Origin of the sequence: uncultured Lactobacillus sp., from assembly GCF_944327175.1 — a bacterium.
Taxonomy (GTDB): domain Bacteria; phylum Bacillota; class Bacilli; order Lactobacillales; family Lactobacillaceae; genus Lactobacillus.
This window is the reverse complement of sequence record NZ_CALVGT010000006.1, coordinates 1-11952: the sequence shown is the minus strand read 5'-3', so window position 1 is coordinate 11952 and position 11952 is coordinate 1. Positions and strand designations below refer to the sequence as shown.

Sequence of the window (11952 nt, the reverse complement as noted above, 5' to 3'; positions counted from 1 at the left end):
AGGAGACAAGCATGAGAATCGACAAATTTTTGAAAATTTCCCGCCTGGTCAAGCGGAGAACGGTAGCCAAGGAAATGGCTGACCAGGGCCGGGTAAGCGTAAACGGCAAGACCGTCAAATCCAGCTACAATGTAGTTGTTGGCGATGTGATCGCCGTCGCTTACGGAACCAGGGTAATTAAGGCCCGGGTCCTGGACTTGCGGGAAACGACCAAAAAGGCGGAAGCCGGGGACTTATACGAATTAGTCGACTAATGACTTTTTTTACCAAAGCTGATATACTGAATCTATTATATGATTTTAGGATAGGGTAGACAGTGATGGGGAACAACAGAGGAAATCAGCAAAATGTAACGCCGCTGCGGCCGGACCAGGATGTCCGCCGTTTGAAGAAGCGGCAAATCAAGTTCAGAGAAGTGCACCGGGTCCGGCGCAACCGGATCGTGGCCTTGATCTTGCTGGCTTTTGCCGTCTTAGGCTTCCAGCTGGCCATGACCAAGGCCCGGACGGCCAAGATCCAGAAGCAGGTCAGCCAGAATCAGGCAACCTTGACCAAGATCAAGAAAAATAAGGAAAAGCTGACTAATAAGCGCGACGACATGAAGGACAGCGACTACGTGGCCAAGGTGATTCGCTACAAGTACAAGTACACTAAAGACGGCGAGCGGGTCTACAACATTAAGGAAAAGGGCGATAACTGATGAATTACAAAGTTGGCCAGCGCCTTGACGGAGTAATCAACAATGTGACGGACCTGGGCATCTTCGTGACTTTGCCCAAGCATAAGAGCGGCCTGGTTCACCGCAATGACTTTGGCGGCGACTGGCCAAGAGAACGCCAGCACTGGCAAGTGGGCGACCAGGTCAGAGTGGTAGTCCAGAACCTGCACAAGGGCCGGCTGGACTTGTCCATCCGCCGGGTCAACGACCCGGACTTGATCGATCCGACCAACCAATTCAGCCAGTTGCGGGCCGGCGACTTTGCTCGGGCCCTCAACCAAGTTGACCAGGAGGCGCGAGCAGAAATAGAGCAGTTGGAAGCTGCCTTGAAATAAAAACGGCCCTAAGGGCCGTTTTTTGCTTTTGTCTGTATTTTTAATCTTTTCTTTTTACCAAGAAGGGGAGTGATGGCTCATGGACATTGAAAAAAGACTGGCAGCCTTTTTCGCCGAAGAAGGCCTGCTTTTGGAAGGAAATTTCCTGGTTGCGGCCAGCGGCGGTCCGGATTCCATGGCGCTTCTGGATTTAATGCGGCGCTTGCCAGGCGACTTTCAACTCTACGCGGCCCATTTAGATCACCAGCTGCGGGCTGACAGCCAAAAAGAGAGCCAGGTGCTGCGGGCCTACTGCCATAAGTACCAGCTTCCTCTGTATGAAAGTGTCTGGCCTAAGTCCCTTCATCCGGAAAGCGGCCTGGAAGCAGCGGCCAGGGATTACCGCTATAACTTCTTGTTTGAAGTGGCCCGGCAGGTCAAGGCAGACTACCTGCTGACAGCCCACCACGGGGACGACTTGCTGGAAAATATCCTGCTCAAGCTGGTCCGGTCAGGTATTCCCCGGGAAATGAACAGCCTCAAATCCGTCAGCCAGCGGGGGCAGGTCAAGCTAGTCCGGCCGCTTCTGGCGGTTGGCAAGGCGGACCTTTTGGCTTACGCGGAAAAGCAGGGGCTGGAATATGTCGAAGACGAGACCAACTTTGCAGGCATCACAGCCCGCAACCGCCTGCGCCAGGAGGTCGTCCCGCTGTTGAAAAAGGAGAGTCCGGACCTCTTAGAAAATGCCTGGCGTTTCAGCCGGGAAATGACGGCGGAAGAAGACTACTTTGCCCAGGCAGCTGGCAAGCTGCCCGACCCGGAATTTTTCTTTGGCGGCTGGCGGATTCCTAAAGCTGCTGGGCAGGCAGAAACCGAGCTCTTTAAGGCCTACCTGGAGAATTTTATCCAAAAAAAGTACAATAAAAGAGTCCAGCTGGACCGGATTCTGTTAGCCAACCGGCAAAGCCAGGAAAAAGGGGGGCTCCACCTCAGCTTTTACCAGGGTTATTACTGGCTTTACCCAGTTAAGCAGCCGGCTCCCAAGCCCTTAGAGGCAATTGAAGTTGGTCAGCCCTTCTTTTTCAGAGGAAATTGTTATCTGTTAAGTGAGGAAAAGCGAGAGGAAAGTCCCCTGACGGAAATATCATTTCCCGGGAAATTATTTGCCGGAAGCCTGCCAAGCGGCCAGCGCCTGCTTTTAAAAGACGGCCGCCGGACAAAGAACAAGAAGCTTTTCGCGGCGGCAGGGATTCCGCTGGCCCTGCGGGGTAACTGCCTCAGCCTTTTTGCTGGCCAAGAAGCGGTTTATGTTGCAGGCTGCTACCAACAGGCAGTCAAAGAAGGAAAAAGGCTACTGTATTTGCAGCAAGTGAAAACATGCAAGAAAGGCAGGTAAAAACTTCGATAGTTGCCGGCTTTTATGTTAAAATTTGGGGAGTAATTCTTCGATCTGACGGAGGTCATTTATGAAAAATAATCGGAATCGACTATTTAGCAATGGTCTATTCTACATAGTCGTATTTTTGCTTCTCCTCTGGGGAATTAATTGGGCCCTTGGCGGCAGCAGCAATTCCGGCGCGACTGAAACCATCAGTTACTCGGAATTCGTGAAAAAGCTGCGCAATGGCGAAATCAAGGACTTTAACGTGCAGCCGTCCAACGGGGTCTACTCCGTAACTGGTAGCTACAAATCAAGTCAAACCAAGTCATCCTCAAGCTCAGACATCTTTGGCGGAAACACTTCCTCCAAGGTGACTGGCTTCTCAACCACGATGCTGGGAAACGACTCCAGCGTCAAGAAGGTCCAGGACCTGGCCCAGTCTGAGAACGTCAAGATGAGCACCCAGGGTGAATCACAATCCAGCAACTGGATTTCAACGATCATCATGCTGGTGCCAACTGTCCTCTTCATCGTCTTGATGGTCATGATGATGAACCAAGGCGGCAGCCGCGGTCAGGGCGGCGGTATCATGAACTTCGGCCGCTCCAACGTTAAGCCGCAGGACCCGAAGAAGAACAAGGTCCGCTTTGACGACGTGGCCGGTGAAGAAGAAGAAAAGCAGGAACTGGTGGAAGTTGTTGAATTCTTGAAGAATCCGGCAAGATACACCAAGTTGGGGGCAAGAATCCCGTCCGGTGTCCTGCTTGAGGGGCCTCCGGGTACTGGTAAGACCTTGCTGGCCAAGGCCGTAGCCGGTGAAGCGGGCGTGCCTTTCTTCTCCATCTCTGGTTCAGACTTCGTTGAAATGTTCGTCGGGGTCGGGGCCAGCCGTGTCCGTGACCTGTTCACCAACGCCAAGAAGAACGCGCCAAGCATCATCTTCATCGACGAAATCGACGCCATCGGCCGCCAGCGTGGCAATGGCCAGGGCGGCGGTAACGATGAACGTGAACAAACCTTGAACCAGCTGCTGGTTGAAATGGACGGTTTCGAAGGCGACGAAGGCGTTATCGTCATGGCCGCGACCAACCGGTCTGACGTGCTTGACCCAGCTTTAACCCGGCCAGGCCGGTTTGACCGGAAGGTACTGGTTGGCCGTCCGGACGTCAAGGGCCGGGAAGCCATCCTGCGCGTTCACGCCAAGAACAAGCCGCTGGCTGACGACGTTGACTTGAAGGAAGTTGCCCGTCAGACTCCTGGCTTTGTCGGGGCTGACCTGGAAAACGTCCTTAACGAAGCCGCCTTAGTTGCAGCCCGCCGCAACGGGACCAAGATCACCGCGGCCGACATCGATGAAGCTGAAGACCGGGTAATCGCTGGTCCAGCCAAGAAGGACCGGATGATTTCCAAGAAGGAACGCGAACGCGTGGCCTTCCACGAAGCTGGTCACTCAATTTGTGGTCTGGTTCTGAGCGACTCAAGAACTGTCCGCAAGGTGACCATCGTGCCTCGTGGCCGGGCAGGCGGCTACAACATCATGCTGCCGAAGGACGACCAGTTCATCTTGACCAAGAAGCAGCTCTTTGAGCAAATCGTTGGTTTGATGGGTGGCCGGGCCGGTGAAGAAGTCGTGGTCGGCGACCAGTCAACTGGGGCTTCAAACGACTTTGAACAAGCCACCGCAATCGCCCACAGCATGGTGGTCAACTACGGGATGACCGATGAATTGGGCATGGTTGAACTGGAAAAGGAAGGCGAAGGCACTCCTTACGGCTTCAAGCCTTACAGTGAAGCAACCGCGGCCAAGATCGACGAAGCAGTCAAGAAGATCCTGGACGAAGCCCACGCCAAGGCGGTTGAAATTGTTGAAAACAACCGGGAAAAGCACCGGATCATTGCTGAAGCCCTGCTGAAGTACGAAACTCTGGATGAAAAGCAAATCTACTCACTCTACAAGACCGGGAAGATGCCTGAAAAGTCCAGTGAGGAGTTCCCATCTGAAGCCAAGGCCTTGAGCTATGAAGAAGCCAAGGAAGCTGCTCAGAAGCGGGCAGAAGAAAAGGCTGAGGAAAAGGCGGAAGAAGATACTGCTGAAAAGCAAGCTCTGGCAACGCCAAGCGAAGACGCGGTCAAGCCGGAAACCGACGCCGCCAAGCTCGCTGAGCTAGATGCTTCAGCAAGTCAGGAAGACCCTGCTGATTCTCTGCCGACGCCAAGCGAAAATGACCTGTCAAAGGATCCTGAAAAGGACAACAATGACGCTTCTAGTCAGAAGACTGAACAAACAGACGATTCAGACAAGGATGAATAGAAGAAATAGAGCCGGCAACGGCTCTATTTTTATGGAGGAAAATCATGAACGACTACTTAATCAAAGCAATCAATGCCAGCAAGGACCTGCGCCTTTTGACCATTAACGGCAAGGACCTGGTCGCTGAAGCGCAAAAGCGGCACGACACTTGGTCAGCTTCTTCAGCTGTATTGGGCCGGAGCCTCTTGGGCACGCTTCTCTTAGCCGGGGCAGAATTAAAGGGTGACCAGGAACTGACTTTGCGCCTCTTGGGCGATGGCCCGGTTGGGGCAGCCGTAGTTACGGCCAAGTCAGATTTGACGGTTAAGGGCTATGTCCAAAATAACCACGTGGCCTTGCCAGCCAGAGAAGACGGTCACATCGACGTTAAGAAGGCTGTTGGTAAAGGCTGGCTGCAGGTAACCAAGGACCTGGGCTTAAAGCAGCCTTACACCGGTGAAGTGCCGATCGTGTCTGGGGAAATCGCTGAAGACTTGACCTACTACCTGGCCAAGTCAGAACAGATCCCGTCAGCTGTCGGCCTGTCAGTTTTCGTCAACCCGAACGACACCATCGGGGCCGCGGGCGGCTTTTTGCTCCAGGCACTGCCAGGGGCCAGCGAAGAACTGCTGAAGGAAACTGAAGACCGGATCAAGGCCCTGCCGCAGCTCTCATCCGCCTTTTTGGACGGGATGACGCCAGAAGACTTGGCCAAGAAGATCCTGGGCGATGACTGCAAGATCCTGGAAAAGGACGAGGTCTCCTACCACTGCGACTGCTCCAAGGAGAAGTACGCTGGCATGCTGGAAACCTTGAAGGGCAGCCAGCTTAAGGAAATGATCGACGAAGACCACGGGGCAGAACTGGTCTGCAACTTCTGCGGGGACAAGTACAATTTCACTGAAGAAGAATTGCAAGCCATTCTGGACAAAAAACTGCAAAAATAACTTTTTCTTCCTTGACGAAAAATAAAAAATACTTTACACTTTAATTATAGTTAAATTAAGCAAAGCTTAAGAAGATGAGTAGTCAGGGGAAGCCTCTACAGAGAACTGTTGGTGCTGAGAAACAGGGGGCGGAAGCTGGCGAAGATGGTCTTGTGTTGGCATGGTCCCGGCGAGTCGCTGATAAGCCGGACCCGCTTAACGCCCGTTAGCGCGTTCAGATCTTCTGACTGGAAGACTTTAAGGGTCCTGGCCGTGAGGCGGGGCTAAACAAAGGGTGGTAACGCGCGAAGACGTCCCTTGGCCTCTGGGCCAAGAGGCGTCTTTTTTTTCTGGCAGAGCATCTGCTGAGGAAGCATTTTTTTGCTTTGAATGATGGGTGGTAACACGCTATTAGCGTCCCTGAGAGTTGATCTCAGGGGCGCTTTTCTTTTTAAGCTGCGATGTGTTTGTTAATAGTTGTTGTTTCTAGTAAAAAACGGAGGAAATCATGACCTTGAAGAAAATTACCGCTGCCGGTCTTTTGACTGCCTCAGCCCTCGTTTTAGCCGCCTGCGGCCAGCAAAAGAGCTCCCAGTCCCAAACCAAGCAAGTCCTCAACTGGACCGAAGGTGCCCAGATCTCAACCCAGGACCCGTCACTGACGACTGACTCCACTTCCTTCCACGCTCTTTTGAACACCCAGGAAGGGCTCTACCGCTTGGACAAAAAGCAAAAGCCCCAGCTGGCCCTGGCCAAGAGCGCCAAGGTTACTGACGGGGGCAAGACCTATACTTTTGTCTTGCGAGACGCCAAGTGGTCCAACGGCCAGGCGATCACGGCCAATGACTTTGTCTACTCCTATAGAAGAACCTTGAACCCGAAGACCAAGTCTTCCATGGCTTTCTATTTCTACCAAATTGTAAACGCCGAAGCCATCAATGCCGGCAAGAAGTCGGTAAACAGCTTGGGCGTCAAGGCCTTGAGCAAAAACAAGCTGCAGATCAAGCTGGTCCGGCCGGTATCTTACTTTAAGCTCCTGCTGGCCTTCCCGCTTTTCTTCCCGGAAAACCAGCAGTTTATTGAAAAAGTCGGCAGCAAGTACGGGACGGCGGCCAAGTACACTATTTCCTCCGGTCCTTTCAAGCTGACCAAGTGGACCGGGTCCAACAAGCAGTTTACCCTGGTTAAGAACCAAAACTACTGGGACAAGAAGAACGTGAAGCTGGACAAGGTCAACGAAACCATCAGCGAAACTTCTTCAACTGCTTACAACCTCTACCAGGCTGGCAAGCTGGACGAAACTTACCTGACCGGGGAACAAGTCAAGGCCAACAAGGGCAAGTCCACCTTCTACGACCGGCCAGCTTCCGCTATCCAGCGACTGGAATTAAACCGCAGTCAAGGCCTTTAACAACTTCAACATCCGCCGGGCCCTGTCTTTGGCTATTGACAGAGAGAGCCTGGCCAAGGTCCTGAGCGACGGGTCAGTTGCGGCCAAGGGCTTCGTGCCATCAGGCATGGGGAACAATCCGACGACCGGGGAAGCTTTTTACAAGGAAGCCTATGTCAAGGGAGCAATCAGCTACAACTTGAAAGAAGCCAAGAAGTACTTGGCCAAGGGCTACAAGGAACTGGGCATCAAGTCCCTTAACCTCAATCTGACGGTCAGCGATACTGACTCTGCCAAGCAGGTGGGTGAATTCCTGCAAAGCAAGCTGGGCGAACTGCCAGGGGTGAAGATCACCGTGACGACTCTGCCATACACGACCTTGATCTCCCGGCAAAGTGCCGGCAACTACCAGCTGACCATCAAGAACTGGCAGGCTATCTTAGGTGACCCGATCAACTTCCTGGACGTCTTTGAAAAGGACTCCAGCTACAACAACAGCGGCTTTGCCAGCAGCAAGTACGACCAGCTGCTCAATGAAGCCGAAAACGTCTACGGCAACAAGCCGGTTCAGCGCTGGAAGCGGCTGGTGGCAGCTGAAAAGCTGTTGATGAATGAACAGGCGACTATCCCACTGATCCAGACGGCTAAGCCGCAGCTGGTGCAAAGCTACGTCAAGAACGTGTCCTACAATCCGCTGGGCATCCCTTACGACTTCAAGCTTGTTTACATCAAGAAATAGGAGGCAGGCATGGCTTTTTCCAATCTTGATTTTTTAGAAAAAAACTTCATCCACTACGCTAAGGAAGACACCCAGTCCAAATACGCCAATAAAGACCAGCTTCCGACCACGCCTAATCAGGTCAAGATGATGAAGGAACTGGCTGCCCAGGTTAAAGACTATGGCCTGGAGTCTTATTACAATGAAAAAACTGCCTTCGCGATCGGCCACCTGGCCGCTAATACGGCGGGCGTTACTCCAATCGGCTTTTTTGCCCATGTGGACACGGTTGAATATGACGACCGCTTCCCCATCCGCCCACAAGTCCACCGGGACTACCAGGGGCAAAAGCTGGTACTGGACGAGGCAAACGGCATTTTCCTGGACCCGGAAGAATTTCCTGACCTGCTGACCTTAAAGGGGCAGACCCTGATCACCAGTGACGGGAAAACGGTTCTGGGGACTGACGACAAGGCCGGGGTGGCTGGCCTGCTGGCAGCTCTCAAGTATCTCCATGAGCACCCGGAAGTTGAACATGGCGACATCTATGTGGCTTTTGGCCCGGATGAAGAAATTGGCCTGGGCGGGCAGCGCTTTGACCCGGCTGATTTTCCGGGAGTGGAATTTGCCTATACCTTGGACAATGGCCGGCCAGGCGACTTTGAATACGAGACCTTCAATGCCTCAGCCGCTGATTTGACAATCAAGGGAACCGTAGTCCACCCGGGTGAAGCTTACGGGCTGCTGGTCAACGCCACGACGATCATGACGGAATTTTTGGCGGCCTTGCCCCAAGACCAGGTGCCGGAAAAGTCCCGGGGCCACGAGGGCTTTATTATGGTCACGGATGTCCAGAGCAGCGTCGATTCAGCCCATGTCGGCTTGATCATCCGCGACTTTGACTGGGATAAATTTTTGGCTAAAGAAGATTTAGTCAAAAAGCTCGTCGCTTCCTTAGGGAAAAAATACGGATCAGACCGCTTCCAGCTGGACCTGCGCCGGCAATACGAGAACATCTACAATGGGGTCAAGGACCGACCTTATGTGGTCAACCTGGCCTTAGACAGCTATGAAAAAGCGGGCTTGGCGCCAAATGTGCAGACCTTTAGAGGGGGAACCGACGGGAACTTCATCACCAAAAAGGGAATCCCGACGCCCAACCTCTTCAATGGCGGGGGCAACTACCACGGCCGCTACGAATATGTGACGGTCGAGCAGATGGACAAACTGGCTGAGGTCTTAGTGACGATCGCGGCTGAACATGCCTGCCAGAGCAAGGAAGGACAAGACGACCGGCCCCTGGAAAAATACTGGTAAAGATAAGCAGAGCATCCTCTTTTAACGGGGATGCTCTTTTAGCGGGCTTTTTATTTGTTCTTCACGCTTATTCTTGTTATGATATAAAGTTGTAGTTATTGAAAGGAAAAAGGTGGCAATGGACACTACTTGGAAGATACGCGAAATCGAAATCCCCAACCGGGTAATGGTAGCGCCGATGGCTGGCGTTTCCAACATGGCTTTTAGAAAAGTCTGCAAGGAATTCGGCGCCGGCATGGTTGTTTGCGAAATGATTTCCGACCACGGGATCATCTACGGCAACAAGAAAACCTTGAGCATGCTGGACGTCGATCCGGGCGAGCACCCGATGAGCATCCAGATCTTCGGGGGGACGGAAGACAGCCTTTTGCAGGCGGCCCAGTACATCGACCAGCACACCGATGCCGACATCATCGACATCAACATGGGCTGCCCGGTGCCGAAGGTGACCAAGACTGACGCTGGTTCCAAGTGGCTTTTGGACTCAAACAAGATCTACCAGATGGTCCACAAGGTTGTCCAGAACGTGGAAAAGCCGGTGTCCGTCAAGATGCGGATCGGCTGGGACCGTAAGCACATTTTTGCCGTGGAAAACGCCCTGGCCGCCCAGGAAGCCGGTGCTTCCATGCTGGCCATGCACGGCCGGACCAGAAAGCAGATGTACCAAGGCGAAGCTGACTGGGAAACCCTGCATGAAGTAGCCCAGGTCATGGACATTCCTTTCGTGGCCAACGGGGATATCACGACCCCGCAGCTGGCCAAGAAGGCCCTGGACGAGATCGGCTGCACGGCTGTCATGGTTGGCCGGGCCGCCTTGGGCAATCCTTGGATCTTAAAGGAAATGACCCACTACCTGGCAACGGGCGAAGAGCTGCCGAATCAGTCCGTCCGGGAAAAGGTGGAAACCGCCAAGCACCAGCTCGACGGCCTGGTCCAGCTGCATGGAGAAAAGCGGGCCGTGCCGGAATTTCGCCAGCAGGCAGCATATTATTTGAAGGGAATTCCCCGTTCAGCCCGGACTCGTGCTAAAATAAATGAAGTCTGGACGCGTCAGGAGGTTTTTGACCTGCTTGACGAATTCGTCGAAACTTACGAAAAAAGGGCACGGCAGAAGCAAGGCCGCGCCGCTGATACCCAATCTATGTAAATGGAGGAAAAACACGTTGGCAAAGAACGAAATTAACGACCAATTGCTTGTTCGTCGGCAAAAGCTTGAAGAACTTAAGGAGATGGGGATTGAACCCTTCGGCCGCAAGTATGACCGGGAAGCCCTGGCCCGCGACCTGGACGAAAAGTACTTGGGCCTTGACAAGGACGAACTGAATGCAGATATGCCGAAGACCAAGATCGCTGGCCGGATGCTGGCTAAGCGGGGCAAGGGCAAGGTCGGCTTTGCGGACCTCTATGACCGTAGCGGCAAGATCCAGATCTACGTCCGCAAGGACATGGTCGGTGAAGAAAACTACCAGATCTTCAAGAAGGCCGACCTCGGTGACTTCCTGGGCGTTGAAGGTGAAGTCTTCAAGACGGACTCAGGCGAACTGTCAGTCCGGGCCCAGCACGTGACCTTCCTGTCCAAGGCTTTGCGGCCACTGCCTGACAAGTACCACGGTCTTAAGGACGTTGAATCCATTTACCGCCAACGTTACCTGGACTTGATCACCAACCAGGAAAGCTACCAGCGTTTTGTTAACCGGACCAAGATCATCCAGGCTATCCGTGACTACTTGAACGGGCAGGACTTCCTGGAAGTTGAAACTCCGGTTTTGCACAACATCCCAGGCGGGGCTGAAGCTCGTCCGTTCATCACCCACCACAACGCTTTGGACATCAACCTTTACATGCGGATTGCCCTGGAATTGCCACTGAAGCGTCTGATCGTCGGTGACATGGAACGGGTTTACGAAATCGGCCGGGTCTTCAGAAATGAAGGGATGGACCTCAAGCACAACCCTGAATTTACTGAACTGGAAACATACGCTGCTTACTACGACTTCCACGATGTCATGGACGAAGCTGAAGGCATCATCCGGGCAGCGGCCAAGGTTGTTTCAGAAGACGGCAAGATCAACTACCAGGGCACTGACCTGGACTTGGGCAAGCCATTCCGCCGGGTGCACATGGTTGACCTGATCAAGGAACTGACTGGCGTTGACTTCTGGCAGCCAATGACTCTGGAAGAAGCCCGGAAGGTTGCCGCTGAACACCATGTTGAAGTTGAACCTTACTGGCAAGTTGGCCACATCATCAACGCCTTCTTTGAAGAATTTGGTGAAAAGACAATCGTTGACCCAACCTTCGTTTACGGCCACCCGGTTGAAGTTTCACCACTGGCCAAGAAGAACGCGGATGATCCGCGCTTCACTGACCGTTTCGAAATCTTCATCATGGGTAACGAATACGGCAACGCCTTCTCAGAACTGAACGACCCGCTTGACCAGCGGGAACGGTTCGAAGCCCAAATGGCGGAACGTGACGCCGGCAACGACGAAGCCGACATCATCGACGAAGACTACTTGCGGGCCATGGAATACGGTATGCCACCTACGGGTGGTCTGGGCATCGGGATCGACCGTCTGGTCATGCTTTTGACCAATGCGGCTTCAATCCGCGACGTCCTCCTCTTCCCAACCATGCGGCCGGAAAAGATCGTCGACGACGAAAAGAACATTAACCTGGACAAGTAGTCCAGATCGCTAAATTTAACTCTCCAGCTTTGCCTGGAGAGTTTTTTGTCTAAAAAAATAAAACGAATCGTTTTCAAGATATGATAGAGAATTTTGAGTCAAATTAGTCCATACTGTTGCTTTTGACAGAATAAATCAATTCTTTACCTTTTGTTCGTATCCAGTTCGGTAAGACGTGATATAATAATTCTTAGAGGTACGAGAATGTAGA

Annotated in this window: 9 protein-coding genes and 1 pseudogene; all 10 read left to right on the top strand. The window is 52.9% G+C overall.

Annotated elements, in window-relative coordinates:
- Positions 1–11: 11 nt before the first annotated feature.
- Positions 12–254, top strand: coding sequence for an RNA-binding S4 domain-containing protein (locus Q0J41_RS01055; protein WP_002878680.1), 243 nt, complete (start codon positions 12–14; stop codon positions 252–254).
- Positions 255–319: 65 nt separating this feature from the next.
- The gene (locus Q0J41_RS01050) at positions 320–700 is read left to right on the top strand and encodes a septum formation initiator family protein (protein ID WP_296225026.1); all 381 of its coding nucleotides are present in this window, start codon (positions 320–322) and stop codon (positions 698–700) included.
- The gene (locus Q0J41_RS01045) at positions 700–1053 is read left to right on the top strand and encodes a S1 RNA-binding domain-containing protein (RefSeq protein ID WP_296225024.1); all 354 of its coding nucleotides are present in this window, start codon (positions 700–702) and stop codon (positions 1051–1053) included. The genes Q0J41_RS01050 and Q0J41_RS01045 overlap by 1 nt, the downstream gene beginning before the upstream one ends.
- A 79-nt stretch (positions 1054–1132) precedes the next feature.
- Positions 1133–2428: a tRNA lysidine(34) synthetase TilS gene (gene tilS, locus Q0J41_RS01040; protein ID WP_296225022.1), complete on the top strand. Its 1296-nt coding sequence runs from the start codon at positions 1133–1135 to the stop codon at positions 2426–2428.
- A gap of 70 nt (positions 2429–2498) precedes the next feature.
- Positions 2499–4724 (top strand): ATP-dependent zinc metalloprotease FtsH, encoded by a 2226-nt coding sequence (gene ftsH, locus Q0J41_RS01035; RefSeq protein WP_296225020.1) that lies wholly within the window; start codon positions 2499–2501, stop codon positions 4722–4724.
- Positions 4725–4768: 44 nt separating this feature from the next.
- Positions 4769–5650 (top strand): Hsp33 family molecular chaperone HslO, encoded by an 882-nt coding sequence (hslO, locus tag Q0J41_RS01030; protein ID WP_296225018.1) that lies wholly within the window; start codon positions 4769–4771, stop codon positions 5648–5650.
- 487 nt (positions 5651–6137) lie between these two features.
- Positions 6138–7758 (top strand): annotated as a pseudogene (locus Q0J41_RS01025) (peptide ABC transporter substrate-binding protein).
- Between the two features lie 9 nt (positions 7759–7767).
- The gene (gene pepT, locus Q0J41_RS01020; RefSeq protein WP_296225016.1) at positions 7768–9054 is read left to right on the top strand and encodes a peptidase T; all 1287 of its coding nucleotides are present in this window, start codon (positions 7768–7770) and stop codon (positions 9052–9054) included.
- A gap of 118 nt (positions 9055–9172) precedes the next feature.
- Positions 9173–10201: a tRNA dihydrouridine synthase DusB gene (gene dusB, locus Q0J41_RS01015; RefSeq protein ID WP_296225014.1), complete on the top strand. Its 1029-nt coding sequence runs from the start codon at positions 9173–9175 to the stop codon at positions 10199–10201.
- 16 nt (positions 10202–10217) lie between these two features.
- Complete coding sequence (gene lysS, locus Q0J41_RS01010; RefSeq protein ID WP_296225012.1) at positions 10218–11741, top strand: lysine--tRNA ligase; 1524 nt, start codon at positions 10218–10220, stop codon at positions 11739–11741.
- Positions 11742–11952 lie beyond the last annotated feature (211 nt).

What these genes read in the sequence shown, in the direction of transcription:
- Q0J41_RS01055 (WP_002878680.1), top strand. Translation starts at nt 12, where the DNA reads ATGAGAATCGACAAATTTTTGAAAATTTCCCGCCTGGTCAAGCGGAGA.
- Q0J41_RS01050 (WP_296225026.1), top strand. Translation starts at nt 320, where the DNA reads ATGGGGAACAACAGAGGAAATCAGCAAAATGTAACGCCGCTGCGGCCG.
- Q0J41_RS01045 (WP_296225024.1), top strand. Translation starts at nt 700, where the DNA reads ATGAATTACAAAGTTGGCCAGCGCCTTGACGGAGTAATCAACAATGTG.
- tilS (WP_296225022.1), top strand. Translation starts at nt 1,133, where the DNA reads ATGGACATTGAAAAAAGACTGGCAGCCTTTTTCGCCGAAGAAGGCCTG.
- ftsH (WP_296225020.1), top strand. Translation starts at nt 2,499, where the DNA reads ATGAAAAATAATCGGAATCGACTATTTAGCAATGGTCTATTCTACATA.
- hslO (WP_296225018.1), top strand. Translation starts at nt 4,769, where the DNA reads ATGAACGACTACTTAATCAAAGCAATCAATGCCAGCAAGGACCTGCGC.
- pepT (WP_296225016.1), top strand. Translation starts at nt 7,768, where the DNA reads ATGGCTTTTTCCAATCTTGATTTTTTAGAAAAAAACTTCATCCACTAC.
- dusB (WP_296225014.1), top strand. Translation starts at nt 9,173, where the DNA reads ATGGACACTACTTGGAAGATACGCGAAATCGAAATCCCCAACCGGGTA.